The sequence below is a fragment of the Enterococcus sp. DIV1937 genome (genome assembly GCF_050535975.1).
Classification (GTDB): domain Bacteria; phylum Bacillota; class Bacilli; order Lactobacillales; family Enterococcaceae; genus Enterococcus; species Enterococcus faecalis.
In genome coordinates this window covers 363,544-380,494 of the sequence record NZ_CP172909.1, presented here as the reverse complement: position 1 = coordinate 380,494, position 16,951 = coordinate 363,544, and the positions used below count along the sequence as shown (strand labels likewise).

16 protein-coding genes are annotated in these 16,951 nt (G+C 38.7%); 5 read left to right on the top strand and 11 right to left on the bottom strand.

Going from position 1 to position 16,951, the window contains the following annotated elements; translation table 11 throughout:
• Positions 1-97 precede the first annotated feature (97 nt).
• Together IGL13_RS01920 and IGL13_RS01915 are read left to right on the top strand one after the other, a co-directional pair.
• Positions 98-1,624: an AMP-binding protein gene (locus IGL13_RS01920; RefSeq protein ID WP_002373224.1), complete on the top strand. Its 1,527-nt coding sequence runs from the start codon at positions 98-100 to the stop codon at positions 1,622-1,624.
• Between the two features lie 251 nt (positions 1,625-1,875).
• The gene (locus IGL13_RS01915; RefSeq protein WP_002355326.1) at positions 1,876-2,574 is read left to right on the top strand and encodes a glucosamine-6-phosphate deaminase; all 699 of its coding nucleotides are present in this window, start codon (positions 1,876-1,878) and stop codon (positions 2,572-2,574) included.
• A gap of 56 nt (positions 2,575-2,630) precedes the next feature.
• Here IGL13_RS01915 and menC read toward each other — a convergent pair whose 3' ends face one another.
• From menC to menB, 6 genes are read right to left on the bottom strand one after another with little or no spacing between them, the layout of a single operon-like run.
• Complete coding sequence (gene menC / locus IGL13_RS01910; protein WP_002373222.1) at positions 2,631-3,734, bottom strand: o-succinylbenzoate synthase; 1,104 nt, start codon at positions 3,732-3,734, stop codon at positions 2,631-2,633.
• The gene (menH, locus tag IGL13_RS01905) at positions 3,735-4,559 is read right to left on the bottom strand and encodes a 2-succinyl-6-hydroxy-2,4-cyclohexadiene-1-carboxylate synthase (protein ID WP_002377922.1); all 825 of its coding nucleotides are present in this window, start codon (positions 4,557-4,559) and stop codon (positions 3,735-3,737) included. It lies immediately after the preceding gene.
• On the bottom strand, positions 4,547-6,280 hold the full coding sequence (gene menD, locus IGL13_RS01900) for a 2-succinyl-5-enolpyruvyl-6-hydroxy-3-cyclohexene-1-carboxylic-acid synthase (RefSeq protein ID WP_002377921.1): 1,734 nt from the start codon (positions 6,278-6,280) through the stop codon (positions 4,547-4,549). Before menD ends, menH begins: the two co-directional genes overlap by 13 nt.
• Complete coding sequence (locus IGL13_RS01895; protein WP_002364946.1) at positions 6,280-7,647, bottom strand: isochorismate synthase; 1,368 nt, start codon at positions 7,645-7,647, stop codon at positions 6,280-6,282. Before IGL13_RS01895 ends, menD begins: the two co-directional genes overlap by 1 nt.
• Entirely contained in the window at positions 7,644-9,101 is a 1,458-nt protein-coding gene (locus tag IGL13_RS01890; protein ID WP_002377919.1) for an o-succinylbenzoate--CoA ligase, read from the bottom strand. The genes IGL13_RS01895 and IGL13_RS01890 overlap by 4 nt, the downstream gene beginning before the upstream one ends.
• Positions 9,102-9,105: 4 nt before the next feature.
• The gene (menB, locus tag IGL13_RS01885) at positions 9,106-9,975 is read right to left on the bottom strand and encodes a 1,4-dihydroxy-2-naphthoyl-CoA synthase (RefSeq protein ID WP_002391106.1); all 870 of its coding nucleotides are present in this window, start codon (positions 9,973-9,975) and stop codon (positions 9,106-9,108) included.
• 110 nt (positions 9,976-10,085) lie between these two features.
• Between menB and IGL13_RS01880 the strand changes: the two genes are divergently transcribed.
• On the top strand, positions 10,086-10,466 hold the full coding sequence (locus IGL13_RS01880) for a PaaI family thioesterase (RefSeq protein WP_002377918.1): 381 nt from the start codon (positions 10,086-10,088) through the stop codon (positions 10,464-10,466).
• Between the two features lie 69 nt (positions 10,467-10,535).
• Here IGL13_RS01880 and IGL13_RS01875 read toward each other — a convergent pair whose 3' ends face one another.
• Entirely contained in the window at positions 10,536-11,135 is a 600-nt protein-coding gene (locus IGL13_RS01875) for a LysM peptidoglycan-binding domain-containing protein (RefSeq protein ID WP_002355317.1), read from the bottom strand.
• 817 nt (positions 11,136-11,952) lie between these two features.
• Here IGL13_RS01875 and IGL13_RS01870 point away from each other — a divergent pair.
• Complete coding sequence (locus tag IGL13_RS01870) at positions 11,953-13,434, top strand: peptide MFS transporter (RefSeq protein ID WP_002355315.1); 1,482 nt, start codon at positions 11,953-11,955, stop codon at positions 13,432-13,434.
• A gap of 105 nt (positions 13,435-13,539) precedes the next feature.
• Positions 13,540-13,740 (top strand): hypothetical protein, encoded by a 201-nt coding sequence (locus tag IGL13_RS01865; RefSeq protein WP_002355314.1) that lies wholly within the window; start codon positions 13,540-13,542, stop codon positions 13,738-13,740.
• Between the two features lie 82 nt (positions 13,741-13,822).
• Here IGL13_RS01865 and IGL13_RS01860 read toward each other — a convergent pair whose 3' ends face one another.
• The 4 genes from IGL13_RS01860 to rhaD all read right to left on the bottom strand — a co-directional run bounded on the left by IGL13_RS01860 (position 13,823) and on the right by rhaD (position 16,947).
• On the bottom strand, positions 13,823-14,659 hold the full coding sequence (locus IGL13_RS01860; RefSeq protein ID WP_002355313.1) for a sugar phosphate isomerase/epimerase family protein: 837 nt from the start codon (positions 14,657-14,659) through the stop codon (positions 13,823-13,825).
• A 1-nt stretch (position 14,660) separates the two neighbouring features.
• The gene (locus tag IGL13_RS01855) at positions 14,661-15,539 is read right to left on the bottom strand and encodes an AraC family transcriptional regulator (protein WP_002358417.1); all 879 of its coding nucleotides are present in this window, start codon (positions 15,537-15,539) and stop codon (positions 14,661-14,663) included.
• A 251-nt stretch (positions 15,540-15,790) separates the two neighbouring features.
• On the bottom strand, positions 15,791-16,102 hold the full coding sequence (gene rhaM / locus IGL13_RS01850) for an L-rhamnose mutarotase (RefSeq protein WP_002377914.1): 312 nt from the start codon (positions 16,100-16,102) through the stop codon (positions 15,791-15,793).
• Complete coding sequence (rhaD, locus tag IGL13_RS01845; protein WP_002363003.1) at positions 16,099-16,947, bottom strand: rhamnulose-1-phosphate aldolase; 849 nt, start codon at positions 16,945-16,947, stop codon at positions 16,099-16,101. Before rhaD ends, rhaM begins: the two co-directional genes overlap by 4 nt.
• Positions 16,948-16,951 lie beyond the last annotated feature (4 nt).

Here is a 16,951-nt window from a genome sequence, read left to right as displayed (position 1 = left end):
CGTTGTATTTTTGACGTAGAAAAAGAACCCATTCTATGATAGGATAAAGTGAACTTGTACATTTGTACACAAACTATTTTACAAAGGAGACTTTCCCTTGACACACTTACTTGATTATCAACCATTAAACCTCTACACAAACTATCAAGAAGCCGCAGAAAAAACACCAACTGTTCCAATTATTTTTGATGAATCTTTGCCTGCTTTTCCTGCACTTGGCTTAGAAACAACTTATGGTGAAAGCCATCAAGAAATTTTGAAACGGGCATATCAATTAGCCGCTTTAGGTGTAAAAAAAGGCGACAAAATTATTATTTATAAAAGTCCTAAATTCGACACGTATTTACTAGCTGTTGCAGCCTCATATCTAGCAGCCGTTCCTGTAATGGTTTCATACCATTTACCTTTTGAAACAATTGAAGTATTCGTTGATCGTTTAGAAGATCCTTATATTTTATTTGATGATGTGACTGCTGAAAAAGTTCAAGCTGTTCGTAACAGCTCTGCCAATAAAAAACTTTCGGTTGCTTCTCTTTTAGAAGCTGATGCCACGGAAGTTCCTCAAGACGAACTGACTAAAGACGAAATTGCCTACATGACCCACACCTCTGGAACAACAGGTATTCCTAAACTTATCTGTCATTCCAATCACTCTATGGGTTGGCGTACAAAATGGCAAAAAACCATTTTTACAAAAATTGCTGAAAAGAAATTAGTTGGCTTTCATATTTCGCCAGTTCATTCTCGTTTTAACATTGGCGTGTCTTCTTTAATGGCCATGGGCTTCCCTATGATGCCTTTAGCAAATGCTTCGAGCGAAAAAGTCGCTGAAATGTTCAGCACCTATCAACCAATCGCTGTAGAAACACACCCCAATAACTTCGTTCAATGGGTTCGTTTGACCAAAGAAAAACCTGAAGCTTTCGCTAGTGTCCATTATTATCATTCTACTTTTGATGCAATTAACAACGCTACAATGGTGGCTTTCTTAAAAGCATCTGCTGCCAATGAACCAATTTTCCTACAAGTTTATGGACAAAGTGAATGCGGGCCAATGATCTTACGAGCGCATACTTTAGACTCCCTAAAAGATTCAGATGCTCGTGACATGGGTGTTGGTTTAGAGGATTTAACACAAGCTCGAATTACTGATGAAAAAGGACAAGTTTTACCTGCGATGACGGACGGCCATATCCAATTCTTATCAAAAGGACGGGCCTTAACATATTACAAAGAAGATGCCCGCTTTGCAGAAAATGTCTACGGCGAATGGTGGGACAGCGGCGATTACGGAATGTTAGATGAACGCGGCCACTTATTCTTGAAAGATCGCCAAGTAGATCTAATTGAAAACATCGACAGTAATTTAGCTATTGAAGATCATTTATTGGATGCATTAGATTTCTTAGAAGAAGTGATTATTGTCCGTGGCAAAGAAAATGAACCTCAGCCAATTTTAGCGGTTGTCCCTGGGGAAGAAATGGATTGGGACGCTTGGTGGACACAAGTAGCCGATTTACCACATTTAAACGAACCTATCATTATGGCTTTTGACGAAATCCCTCACACAGCTACTATGAAAGTGCAACGTTTACAACTAGAAAAATGGTTAAAAGAACAATAAAATAAAATTCTTTGTTAAACAGTGTTGGTCAAAAGAACGTTTAGACCAGCGTTGGAGCAAGTGGAGCAGAAAGCTAAAAAGTTAACTCGTTGTAGGTTATCTTAAGCTTTAAAAAGAGGGGTAGTCGTCGTTTTGACGGCTGCTCCTCTTTCTTTTGCATACCGTTAATTAAATCCTTTTTGTGAAGAGCTTGACATGGGATGGTTCCCACAAATTATACTTAGCTTATTCAAAGAATGGAGTGAGCAAGTATGAAAATTTTAATTAAACAAGATTTCGACACGATGAGCGAATGGGCAAAAATGTTACTTCTAAGCACGATGAGCCAAGATAAACGAGTGAATTTATCAATTACCGCTGGTAAAACGCCAGCACTTGTTTACCAAAAATTAGCCTCGATTGTGAAAAATTCATCTGACTTTGATAATGTTCATTATTATAACTTTGATGAAATCCCCGTTCCTCATCAAAAGGAAGGCATTACTCTGACAGATTTGCGAACGCTGTATTTGACACCTGCGGAAATATCCGAGCAAAACATCCATCCATTAACTGTTGAAAACTTTCAACAACAAGAACAACGGATTGCTGACGCAGGCGGCTTAGATTTGATGTTAATTGGCTTAGGAGCAGATGGTCATTTTTGTGGGAACATGCCCACTACCACTCATTTTAAAAACGAAACCTATCAAGTGACCGTCACTGGTTCAGAGCCTTGGTTTGTTCCTGAAATGATGCAGCCAGGCATGACCTTTGTTACGATGGGGCCAGCCAGCATCATGAAAGTTAAGCATCTTGTCCTAATTGTAAATGGTGAACAAAAAGCTCAGATGGTCAAACAAGTGCTCCAAGGACCTGTCACAGAAACGTATCCTGCCTCTATTCTTCAACTCCATCCAAATTTAACGGTTCTCTTGGATGAAGCCGCAGCGAGTCAATTAGAAAAATAAAAAATTGCGCCTAGATTATGCTTCTCTGCATAGTCATAGGCGCAATTTTGTTATCATTACATGATTTTTTGATACTGACTGTATTTTAGCAAATTCGTCTGGGAAAGTGTAACACCAATACCAAGTCCCTGAGGCACGGTCATTGTCCCTTGCTCTAAAATAAAAGGTTCCGTGATGATATCTTCATAAAAATAGCGTTCCGTTGCTGAAATATCACCTGGAAAGGAAAAGGTAGGCTGTGACGCAAATTGCAAATTCAATGCGCGACCAACACCAGACTCAAACATACCACCTAACCAAACCAATAAATCATTTTCTTGGCAAAATGTGGCAATCTTCAACGCCTCGTGAATCCCACCTACACGAGGAATCTTCAAATTGATACTACGGCAACTGCCCAATGCTAACGCCACTTGGCAGTCTTTGAGACTACGAATATTTTCATCCAAACAAATTCTTGTCTTCAGTTCTCTTTGTAATTGTGCGTGATCTAAAAAATCATCTGCAGCAAAAGGCTGTTCAATCATCGCTAATTGATAGTGATCTAAACGTTGCAATTGAGGCAAATCTGCCAATGTATACGCTGAATTTGCATCGACCATTAAAGGCAAGTTAGGAAAATGCTGACGAATCAAAGCAACAGGTTCCACATCATAACCGGGACGAATTTTCAGCTTCACTCGTTGATACCCTTTTTCTACAGCTAACTGAACTTGTTTAAGCAATTGAGGTAAGTCTTCTTGAATCCCTAAACTAATCCCTACAGGAATTTTCCTCCGCGTTGGTCCAAAAAATTCAGTTAAACTCTTCTGTTGCCGTTTGGCATATAAATCCCAGATGGCAGTTTCTAACGCAGCTTTTCCCATCCAATGTCCTTTAACTTCTTCAAAAATTGTTGAAACCTCTTGCGGCTGTTCAATCGCTTCTGTTAAAAGTAACGGAATTAAATGCTGTTGGATGATGAAGCGTTCGGTTACCAACGTTTCTTGCACATAATCAGGTTGCTCAAAAGCCACTAATTCGCCAAACCCTTGATTTCCTTGCTCATCTGTTATTACAAATAGATCAAACGCTTTTTCTTCCAGGCGACCATAGCTCGTGACAAACGGCGTTTTTAAAGGCAAACGAACCTGATAGGTTTCAATTGATTGAATGTTCATTCAGATAGCTCCTTCCAATAACGCTGTCACCTTTTCATAGAAAATCGTTGGTTGTTCTAAATGGATACAATGTCCTGCTTCAGGAAAAATTGTCAGCCTCAACAACGGTTGACGTGCCTGCATTTTTTTCGCAATTCCAATAAATTTTTGATCTTCGCCGCCTACCAATAAATCGGTAGGAATCGGCTGCAATTCTGCTAGACGTTCCCAGTAACTCTCTTGCGCTCCTGTACCCATATACCACAAACTACTAGCCAACCCAAAGGCCGATTGGCTCAAACGTTCCTGACGAATGGCCATTTGCTGTGCCACAGGCAAGGCTTTTTGCGTTTGAAATAACGGTAATTCTTGCCAGAAATCAATAAAATCCACAAGCGGTTCCTCTAAGAGATGTTCCGCCAAACGATGATCTTGACAGATACGAGCCTGACGTTCTGCGGCGGTGGCCAAACCTGGTGATCCACTTTCCAATAAAAGATGCTGTACCTTTTGTGGATAATGTAATGCAAAACCTAAAGCTGTTCGAGCGCCCATTGAATAGCCTAATAAACAAAAGCAAGGCAAATTTAGCGATTCGGTTAGTTCAGCAAGATCATGGCAAACCTGTTTCATGGTATAACGCTCTGGTGCTACCAAACTAGCAGTCGCGCCATGCCCAGGTAAATCAATGCCTAAAACGTTATAAGGTGTTTGACTGGGAAAAACGGCTGCAAACGTGGCTAACGTTCCTGTGAAACCGTGTAAACAGACTAGTGTCGTTCGCTTTGCATCAAAAGGTGTTAACCATTGATAATGGTACTGCATCCCCCGAATTAACCGTTCCATGAAATCCCCTGTCTTTCTACTCGTCTACCAATTTCAGCTAAAATTGATTCGTACAAATGAACATTCTCTTGGCGATTTCCTTTGACTTCTATCACTTGAAATTGTGGTTCTTCAGCCGCTGTTTGTAAAATTTGCTTGAGCTCCGCGATTGTTTTGACTTCTTGATACGAAGCACCGTAAAGTTCAGCAACTAACGAAAAATCTAAATCAAGCGGTGTTCCAAATAAAGGCTCGAAATCGTCCTCACGTAAAGTTCGTTGAGATAGAAAAGAGAAAATCCCGCCACCATTGTTATTTAATAAAACAATTGTTAACGGCAACTGATAACGTTTAGCCAAAAATAAACCATTCATATCATGATATAGCGCTAAATCACCAATCAGTAGAACGTTTTGCTGTGTCGGTGCTACGGCACTCATTCCTAAAGCAGTTGAAACAATCCCATCAATCCCGTTGATGCCGCGATTTCCAAACATCCGATAAGGGCGACTATCCATAAATCGATCTAAGTAGCGGATAGCCATACTATTAGATACAAATAACTGACCGTTCTCTTTCATTGTTTGGTGAACAGCTAAGCTGGCTGTTGTTTCATTTAATTCTGTCGCGTTCAGCGTTTCTAGAAGAACTTCAGAGACCGTTTTTTCCAGCAGGAGCCATTGTGCTAACCAAGTCGCTTCTGTTGGTTTGACAACCGTTAGCAGTTGTTCTACAAACGTGGTTTCCTTTGCCTGAATAACTGTTTGTGATTTTTTCAATTGCTCTTGCCATTGCCCATTTTCGTCCACAAAATAAAAAGCAGTCTCTGTCGTTGCTAAGCGTTTCAACCATAACATGATGTTTTTAGAAATTGGCAGCGAACCAAAACGCACTACCACTTCTGGTTCTTGTGGCAAGGTCGCCACATTTAGAAACAGATCACTATGTGCAATAACAACTTCACTATTTTGCCCATGTGTCACAATGTTTGCTAAAGGATCCGCTAGTAACGGCCATTGCAAAGCTTCGGCTAATTGAATAAATAACGCCGCTTCTTCCTCTGTATGACTGCCACCGACAACCAAAACGCCGTTTTTCTGGTACCATTGATCCGCTAGCTGTTGCACTTGTTCTGTAGAAAGGATTGATTGACCAGCGAATAAAGCCGTTTGTTGAGAACTCTTTGTTTTTCTCTCTAAGTCAGGTAATAATGGTTCCCGCAAAGGAAAATTCAAATGAACAGGTGCTGCAGGCGTTTGTTGCGCGAATGCTGCTCCTTTAGCGCCTTGCCAATAGGCGTAATTCAACATCTCTTCTGTTGCTTCTGGCAAAGCCATTTCAACAAATAATTTCACATGATTTTGATACATTTGTAATTGGTCCATGGCTTGAGGAGCACCAACTTGACGTAACTCATGCGGCCGATCCGTTGTTAAAACGACTAAAGGCACATGGCTAATATTGGCTTCACAAATTGCTGGATAATAGTTTGCAGCTGCTGTTCCAGAGGTACAAAGTAAGACCACTGGTTTTTGACTCGCTTTACTTAATCCTAAAGCAAAAAAAGCAGCGGAACGTTCATCGACATCGACAAAAGTTTGGATTGCGGTTTCCCGATGAAGTAATAAAGCCAGTGGTGTGGAACGGGACCCTGGACTAATGACTGCTTGTTCAACCCCACTATTTTTTAAGCCTTCAATAAAGGCCGTTAAATAATCGGTCATTGTTTCTTGATGATTCATTAAACCTGCCCTCCAATTCCTCGTAACATCGGTTGAAATTTTATTTTCGTTTCTTCTCTTTCTAGCTCTGCTTGGGAATCCGCAACAATACCACAACCTGCATAAAGAACGCCTTGCTGACCAGCAAAGACACCTGAACGCAAGGCCACAGCAAACTCGCCACTATCATCATTCCCTGAAATCCAACCGATTGGCGCACCATATAACCCACGACTCCCTGGCTCATATTGTCGAATCCATTCGACTGCCAACTCTTTGGGCTCACCACCTAAAGCTGGCGTTGGGTGTAGTTGCATCACACTTTCCAAGAACGAAATTCCCGGCTTACGTTGACCCGAGATTGGCACATAAAGATGTTGTACATCTCGATTTTCCAAAATAATGGGTGCTTGAATACTGTTTTCAGAAGTCGTCATCTTCGCCAACTCTTTCGCTAAACGTTCCACCACAATTTGGTGTTCTCCGGTATTTTTGCGGTCTTGTAAAAGTTGTGCTCCTAAAGTTTTCGTTTCTTCTGGTGTTTGACCCGTTTTAATGGTTCCTGCAATACAAGCGGTCGCAAACGTTTCTTTAGTACCCAACAGAAGTCGTTCTGGTGTTGCACCAATGAAACTTGTGTCTTTGGCTTCTAAAGCAAACAAATACGTATTTTGTTGTTGTGCCATTAAATTAACGAGCACTTGGTTACTTCGAATTTTTTCAGGACTGCTCACAGCAAGTTGTCGAGCCAAAACCACTTTTTTTAAAGGGCCATCTTCTCTTAAGACTGCTACTGTTTCGTTGACAGCTTGTAGCCATTCAGTCACGGCAACTTCTTCCTTGTCAATCTTTGTTTCCGCTACAGCTGGCAACTCCTCACAGGTAGCTAACAAGCGATCAAACTGAGCCACCAAAGTCGACCAACGTTCCTCGACTTCTTGTTCACTAGAACCTGAAAAGTTCAGCGTTCCATAAATACGTGAACCTGAAAAAGTAAATAGAATACTTGGTAGATAAAACCAACCTTCCCCTAACTCTCCCCAGGCCTCAGTAGGCGTTTGTTCTGTATCAAAAGGCAAACCGCCAAACAGAAGAGCCCCCGTACCAGAAATAGACATATTTTGAAAACGAGTTGCCGCCTCTTTTTTTAAAAAGTTGTTCAATTGGTGCGTTTCTGTTTCTGCGCCTTTTAAGATAGTTTCATATCCGAAGCCAACCAAAGCAAAATCTTTTTTCGGCGTTTGCCAAAAAAAACGTTCTCCTTGGTATGCCTTTTCACCAGCGGCAAAAATTGCCAAGGCTGTTTGTTCTGTTTCTAATGGAAAAACCCAACTGAACTGACGGGCATTCTTCTGATAGGCTTGTCGTAATTCATCAGGCAATTTCATCTGATTAAAAACGCCTCTCTTTCTTCTGTCATGAAACGATGTTTGGCAATCTTTCCACTTGCTGTTTGCGGGAAAGAATGACAAAAATAAATGCGTTTCGGTCGTTTATATTTTGCCAGTTTTCGTGAACACTGGTCTTGAATTTGCGCTAAGGTGATTTCTTGGTCACTAATCACATATGCAACTGGGACGGCTCCCCATTGCGCATCTGGTTCTCCTACAACTGCCGCTGCTTTAATTCCTGTTATCGCCTGTAACACCTGTTCAACCTCAGTGGGGTAAATATTTTCACCACCAGAGATAATGAGTTCACTTAAACGACTAACCAAATACAGGTAACCTTGTGCATCTAAATAGCCCATGTCGCCTGTTTTAAACCAACCATCTGCTGTCCATTTTTCAGGTTGACGCTGGTTAAGGTAACCTGAAACAACGTTTGGTCCCTTAAGTAAAATTTCCCCGACTTGCTTTTCTGGCTGTTCTTGTCCTAGTTCATCAACAATTTTGATCTGCATATCTTTTAACGGTTGCCCAGCAGAGCCGATTTTCAGCGCCGCATCTTCAAATTTCAAGGCAACAACTTGCGAACACGTTTCCGTCATCCCGTAAGATTGAATGACTGGAATCCCTTTTTCCTCACACTGCGCTAATTTATCCGGTGCAATCGGTCCGCCGCCTAATAGCATTCCTTTAAAGCTGGCGCTGTAGCCAGCTTCAGGATAGACAGACAATAATTGTTGCAACATTGTCGCAACCACTGAAATGACGGTTCCACGGCCTTCTTGTAAATCTTGTGTCACTTGCTGTTCATCAAATTTATCGTAAAGGCGAATACTACAACCTAAGACGAGTTGTCGAACAACAATCGACAATCCGCTAATGTGAAATAATGGGACTGCACACAACCAACAATCTTCAGCAGTAATCCCCATATTTTCTTGAGTGCCTCTAGCACTGGCCAAATGATTTTTAAACCGTTGCAAGACCCCTTTAGGCTGTCCTGTAGTTCCAGATGTATACATAATAGAAGCCACCGACTCTAAGTCACTTGGCTGTTGAAACTCCTGATGTGAAAGACTATGCTGTTTTTTAACCATTGGCTGAACGTCGACAAAAGAAATCTCCTCTAACAAAGCCTGCGTTTCAGGCGCACCAATAATCGTTTTAACTTGCGCATCTTTTAACTGAAAAGTCAGTTCAGCAAGTGTCAAATGCGTATTTAAAAATAATAACTCTTTCCCCAATTCCCATAAGGCTAGAATTGAAAAATACAACTCTTTGCTGTTCTTACTGAATAAAGCCACACGTTTTTCTTCTGGTGCAAGCACCTGTTGATATGTGGCTACCCAATGGCTGACTTCTTGTTGCACTTCTAAAAACGTCCAAGATTCATCCTGAAAATAAAAAGCAGGATGATCGGGACGTTTTTGTACTTGTTTATTTAACCAAGTCATTGGTTTATGGGAATTTAGGGAATTGATCGAAATCTGGTGTCCGTTTTTCTTTAAATGCATCTCGGCCTTCTTGTGCTTCAGCCATTGTATAGTAAAGAAGTGTCGCATCACCAGCTAATTGTTGCACACCAGCCAAGCCATCTGTATCGGCATTTAAAGAGGCTTTAATCATCCGTAAAGCAATCGGGCTTTTGGTTAACATTTCTTCTGCCCACTCCATTGTCACATCTTCTACTTGATCCAATGGAACAACTGTATTAATCCAGCCCATATCTAAAGCTTCTTGAGCAGAATACTGTTTACACATAAACCAAACTTCTTTCGCTTTTTTATGGCCGATAACGCGCGCCAAGTAACCTGAGCCGTATCCACCATCAAAGCTACCGACATTTGGTCCTGTTTGCCCAAACTTAGCATTTTCAGCCGCAATTGTTAAATCACAAACTAATTGTAAAACATTGCCGCCGCCAATGGACCAGCCTTTCACCATTGCGATGACTGGTTTGGGAATGACACGGATTAACCGTTGTAAATCTAACACATTTAAACGTGGAATGTTGTCTTCGCCAACGTATCCACCATTACCTCGAACTTTTTGATCGCCACCAGAACAGAATGCTTGGTCACCTGCGCCTGTTAAAATAATAACCCCGACATCTTCTTTATCACGACTAATGTTGAATGCATCAATCATTTCCATGACTGTTTTCGGTGTGAATGCGTTGTGAACATGCGGGCGGTTGATAGTAATTTTTGCTACTTTGCCTGCTTGCTCAAATAAAATTTCATCATATTCTTTAATTGTTGTCCAGTTTCTCATTAGGAAACCTCCTTCATTAATCTCATCTTTTCTATTATACACAAGAATCGGCACTTTAGAGAAAAAGTCGCTTGAATTTTAAGAAAAAACATGGCTATTTCAAATTTTCTTCATTCCTGTATAATAAATAAAAAACCTTTTATTCTCTCTTTTATTAGAAAGGACTGATTACTATTCATCTTTTAGATTATTTAGGCATCACGATTCAACAGGTTTCTGCTGAGAAATGTCAGCTTACTTTAGCGGTAAAAGACGTGCATAAACAACCCTATGGCCTTGTCCACGGGGGCTTAAACGGCGTCTTAATTGAAACTGCCTGTAGTTTAGGTGCGAACGAAAACGTTCCTGAAAACACTTTTGCTGTCGGCATAGACTTACAAGTAAATCATCTTCGTAGTGTCCATGATGGTAGCCTTACCGTGATTGCGACGCCCGATCACTCGGGAAAGACCCTTCAAGTTTGGGAAGCAAAAATATATAACGCAGACCACCAATTGACGAGCGTGGGGCGTTGTACCTTAACAAATAAACAAAAAAAACAGTAATCTTTACAGGTTACTGTTTTTTTGTTTATGGTTTTTAATAAGTAATTAGATTACTTCGTTTATTTAATTTTAGTACCAACCATTTGCTAACCAGAATGATTTAGCTGCATCCCATGAACCATAGCGACCTGCTACGTACTGATCTGCCACGCGTTCTTGGTTGGCAGGTGAATAGTCACCATTTAAATAAGAGGCAGATAATTGGTAACGACCGATATACTGGCCGTTTGTTGCATCGTAAGAACCACTAGATTCACGTTGTGCGATCCACTCTTTTGCATCACTGCTTGCGGCAGGTGCTGCTGGTTGCGCTACTTCTTGAGCAACAGGTTGTTGTACTTCTTGTTGTACTGGTTGTGCAACAGGTTGTTCAACTACTTGTTGTACTGGTGCAACTTCTACAGCTGGTGCTGGAGTATTAGCAACTTCTTTTTCTGAACGAATAACTAATTGTTCTCCTTCAAAAATTAAATCAAGGTTTGGCAATTTGTTATCAGAAGCAATTTTTTGAATTAAGCTATTGTCTCCTGCAAATTGATGAGAAATTGTTGATAAAGTATCTCCTGCTTTAACTGTATATAAGCTTTCTGCGTTTGCGTCTGTTCCTAAGAATAATCCTAAACCTGCGGCCAAAGTTGTTCCAAGTAAAATCGTTTTGATTGATTTCATGTATGTTTCTCCTTTGTAATTAAAAATATTTGATTGTTGCTCTTAGCTCTCGGCAACAACCACGTCTGCTTCGCTTTATCGAAACGACTTCACATACTTTATCATCGAATGGCCGGCCGTAGGTGAATATCTCGTGACAATTTATTACTAGAATGTCGATTTTGTTACATTTTGTAATAAAAAGCTGCTGGAAGCTTGATATTATCCTGTTTATATTTTGCGAAAAAAAGTTAAAAAAACAGGATTTTATTTTTGAGAAACCGTTTTCTAACCCTTGATTAGCCCTTAAATGTCGGTTTTTTTACATTCGTTTCAGTCAAAAAGTAACAAAATGTTAAAGATACTAGACATAAGAATGTTTTTTTCAAAAACTCACGCCTAAAAAGAACAGGTGTTTTCTTTGAATTTTTTTATCATTTACTATTTTTATTTTTCCTTCTATTATATAGATAAATTTTTTGTCGTATTCATTTTTCGATTCTGAAAAAACACTAAGCACTTCCTATTGAAACAAAAAGAGTTAAACAAAAAAATCTTATATTTTGCTTGTTATTTATTCATTTTAATCTTATTCAAAAAAAGAACAGTTAAAACGACTGTGAAAACAAAGTATTGAAAATGAAGCAGAATAAATATTCATTTTTATTGTAATTCACGAATAAAAAACAAATAATCACTCGAACGCTTGTTATTTAAAAACGTAATCAGTTTTTTCTCTTTCTATTTTCCAATCTATGAGTAATAAAATATATGAATCTACATTTAAGTCATTTTATTATCAAATATTCTGAATATTATAAGAATTGGAGTTTTATCTATGAGTGACAAAGAACAACTTGAGAAATTAGACAAATCCTTTCTGGGACAACCGAAAGGACTAGCAACACTGTTCTTCACAGAAATGTGGGAACGTTTCAGTTACTACGGCATGCGTGCTATTCTAATGTATTACATTTACGATACCGTAGCCAATGGCGGTTTAGGTCTCCCCAAAGCAACTGCCTTAGCCATCATGTCCATTTATGGATCAATGGTTTTCATGTCCAGTATCATTGGCGGTTGGGTCTCTGACCGAGTCTTAGGTTCAAGGAAAACTGTTTTTATTGGTGGTTTGTTAATCATTGCTGGACATATTGTTCTCGCTACCCCATTTGGTGTCCCCGCCTTATTCGTTTCTATTATGTTAATTGTGTTTGGGACTGGGATGTTAAAACCAAACGTTTCAGGGATGGTTGGCCATCTTTATTCAAAAACTGACTTACGTAGAGATGCAGGCTTCTCCATTTTTTACATGGGGATTAATATCGGAGCCTTAATCGCTCCCCTTGTTGTCGGAACTTTAGGACAAGAATATAATTATCATTTAGGCTTTTCAGTTGCCGCAGTAGGGATGTTCTTCGGGCTACTACAATATTATTTCCAAGGACGTAAATCTCTTGCTGGGATTGGTCAGGCCCCAACTAATCCAATGTCTAAAGAAGAGCAAAAGAAATTTGCTAAAGCATTTATGTTGGCAATTGTCGTTGCTTTACTTATTTTTGGTGGCGCCTATGTCACAGGACATTTAACAATTGATTTCTTTATTAATACCATCAGCGTGTTAGGAATCCTGTTACCTGTTTATTATTTCAGCAAAATGTTAACGTCTAAAGATGTCACTGCTGAAGAAAAACCAAAAGTTCTGGCTTACTTGCCATTATTCTTAGCAGCAATTGTTTTCTGGTCATTGGAAGAACAAGGTTCGTCTATTCTTGCTCTATTTGCAAATGAACGGACGCAAACGAGTTTGTTTGGCTTCCCGATTGCCGCTAGCTGGTTCCAATCATTAAATCCTGTATTCGTAGTTATTTTGACCCCTATTTTTGTTACATTATGGACAAAACTAGGTAAACGTCAACCATCAACAGTTGTGAAGTTTTCACTAGGGCTAGTTTTTGCTGGTCTTTCCTTCGTCTTATTAATGTTGCCAGGTCTACTTTATGGTACCGAAGGACGGGTGAGTCCACTTTGGTTATTCTTTAGTTTCTTCATTATGATTGTCGGAGAAATGTGTTTATCTCCCGTTGGCTTATCGATTACTACAAAATTAGCACCGAAAGCTTTCGAAGCTCAAACCGTTGCTATTTGGTTATTAGCAGATGCCGCTTCACAAGCCATTAACGCTCAAATTGCTCGTTTCTATACACCTGGAACAGAGTCAGCATATTTTGGGATTGTCGGACTTGTAGCTGTCGTTGCTGGGATTCTCTTATTCATTGTGAAAAAACCAATCCAAAACTTAATGGGTGACGTCCGTTAAACCGTCAAAAAGTTGCCTTTCTCTTTTTTGAAAGGCAACTTTTTTATACAGCGTTTTGATAACGTTTTCATCAAGTGGTATACTAAATAGAAGGAGGACGAGGACATGCGTTACTTAATTGGCGGTATTTTTTTATTGATTAGTATCTGGCAATTCATTGTTACTGGACGGACATTTTCCTACTTAAAGAAAGAGGGCGGTAAAAGAACCTCACCATTTATTCTGTTAGGACTATGGAGTAGTTTAGTGTTTGCTATTATTTCATTTGCTGTGGCGATTGCTTCTTTCTTTTATGTGAGTTTTTAAGGCAAGTGTATTTTATATTTTGTCTTATTAAGCAACAAAAACATCTCAAAAAATCGAGATGTTTTTTGTTGCACATTTTTATCTAAATGGAATGATATTGCGAAACTTTTTGATAGGCACTTGCTATTTTTTCAAATGGTGTTTCCTCAAAAATAGTGAACAGTCCGGGCTTATGTTTATTCAAAAATTGAATGGTTTCTTTAAGAGGTACCTGCCCTTCGCCAATGGCTACCGGAAATATCTGCTGATTTCTTATAATGAAATCTTTCAAATGAAAAGCAACGATTTTTTCACCAAAACACTCAAACGCTTCTTCTACTATTTCCAAATACGTTTTATCTATATCCACTCGAATTAAGTTGGTAGGATCCAAAATAATGCCTAAATTAGTTGAAGCAACCTCGTCAATCAATCGTTGCATTTTTTCAATTGTATGAATTGGATGATTGATTCCTGGTTCAATCCCAACAATTATCCCATACTTTTCAGCTTCTCGACATAATCTTCTAACAGAAAATAAAACTTCTTCGTAGGCTTCTTCTGTATAATTATCTTCAGTGTAATAAATCGTTTCATATATACTGCCTGTTTCAGTTGCAACGATTTTTGCCCCAAACATTGAAGCGTAACGAATGTATGTTTCAAATTGATGAAGTCGTTTTTCTCGCTCTTCTAAATCTGGATGAATCAGATTAATATAACAACTTAGGACACTAATCGTAATCTTTTCATCTTCGAAAATATTCTTCAATTGGCTTCCTAGTCCTGGAGATAGAACAGCAGCACTTGCATATTCTGGATAAGAAATACCTAAGGCAAATTGAATTGAAGTTATGTTCGTTTCAGCAATTTTTTTAGCCAATTCCACAGGAGATATTTTGGTGCCAACATCATGGGCACGTACTGCAAGTGTCAACATTTTATTCAAGCCTCACTTTCTTTATAGATTCTTCGTAATGATCAAAATGAATGATCTGATTATTCTTATGTTGCACCAAAAATTCTTTTGGTGTCATATTAAACTCTTTTTTAAAGGATTTCAAAAAGTGTGGATATGATTTAAATCCACATTTCAGGTAAACATCACTAGCACTGCGATATTCTTTTAATAACTGTTTAGCGTAAAGTAATTTCTTTTTCAGCACAAATTGATGGAAAGTAAATCCTGTATGTTTCTTAAATTCCCGCGTTACATAATACTTAGTCACAAAAAAATTTTTTTCCATCTGTTCTAAGGTTAATGGTTGATCCAAATTTTGAGAAATGTAGGTAATCATTGCTTCAATTCGTTCATTTTCAATCATTTGTTTTGGTTGGCTCTCATTCTCTTCTTTCAGAACTAATTGATTTAAGTAAATTAAAAAGTCTAACAGTTGTTGTTCATAACGAACATCCGCACCATATTCTTCTGGCAAAGGAGAATGATCTAACGGGGTCAAGTAGTTTGCTAATTTTGCTACATCCACTTTGATAACTTTACTACGACGCTGACCAAAATGTTGAAAACAAGCAGACAAGTTTGTCCGTTTACTAGATCGTTGTTGTAAAAAATCAGGTGTTAAAAAAATATACATCCGTTCAAAATCATCAGTACTCTGCTTAATAATTCGATGTAAATCATGATAATGAATGAGTAAAACGGTCCCTGCTTCAACATCAAATTGATGTCCATCTAAAAAGAACGTTGCTACCCCTTTTAACGTACAATGGACTTCATAAAAATCGTGGTAATGATAGATGGTTTTTTCTGGACTAACCATATCTTTTACATGAAAGATCTCATATTGATCTGAAATCATACTATTTACTTGTGATTTCCGGATTTCTTTTACACTCTTCAACAAGATTCACCTCTTTTTTTAGAAGTTAACTATTTTTTGAATAAACAGTTACAGCTAATGTTGGTACAATTTATTTCTTTCTGGAACAGCCGTTACCACAAAGGCTTTCTTTGTAAGTTCTAGAACAATCCCTTGAAATCAACTCTACTCAAGTAAGTTGTTTTGTGTACAATCATACGATTCACTATAACAAACTGTTCTATTTTAAATTATAGTTCAAAAACTTTTTTTAATTCAGCCGTCACCGGCGAGCAATCCGGATTTGTTTCCATAATATCTTCCATATAGTTCCACCATTTTTGATTGATTGGTGTCAGTGCTATTTGCTCCCAGCGAGCTTCATCTTCTATTTCTAAATAACCAAAAAGTGTACTGGTTTCAGGATTTAAAAAAATTTGATACTTAATTGCCCCATGTTCTTTCAGCATTTGACGCATTTCTGGCCATAACTTCTCATGACGTCGTTGATATTCGGCATGTTGATCAGGATATACTTGCATACAAAAGGCTTTTTTTATCATAGCTTTCTCCGTTTTGATACTTTCTCTTCCAAATAGCCAACTTTCGGTGTCACACCAAACGCTTCTGCTAAGCGCCATAAATCTGCATCTGAAATTGTTTGGCGAACGCCTCCTTGCGCACAAACATAAGTGTACACTTCAGCGGCTTTTTCGGCAGTTTCAATTAAACCAAATACTTCATCCATATCACGGCCAGTACCATAAATACCATGTTGCGGCCATAAAACTAAACGAGATTCTTTCATTTTTTCAGCCGTTGCTACACCAATTTCATTCGTTCCAGGAACCAACCACGGAATAATACCAACACCGTCTGGAAATACTACTAAACATTCGGTACACATTTGCCATAATGTTCTAGTAAAGACTTTTTCATCTAATTCGTGAGTAAAACTCATTGCTAATAAATGACTCGCATGATTATGCATGACAATGCGATTTTCTGGATCAACAGCTAAACGAGCAATATGGCTCATAAAATGGCTAGGTAATTCACTCGTTGGCACAGCTTCATCTTCTAAGCCCCACAATAGTTCTAATTCCTGGCCATTTTCACTAACTCGTAAAATCCCTAAGTTTTCGCTTGGTGCATCACAGACATTTTTAAAATATTTTCCTGAGCCTGTCACGATAAAATATTTTCCTGCTAATTTCGTTGCATCAAATTTCATTGGAATCTTTCGGAGCACTTGTGTTGGATTTAGAAAAGGTAAAATCTCCTCCTCTTTTAATAAATACGAAATATTTCCGCCATTTCGTTCATCCCAACCTAAACGATATAAATTTTTGGTCGTTTTGACCATTTCTTCCACAAATGGTGCTTGTAACACGTTCATTTTTTTCATTTTA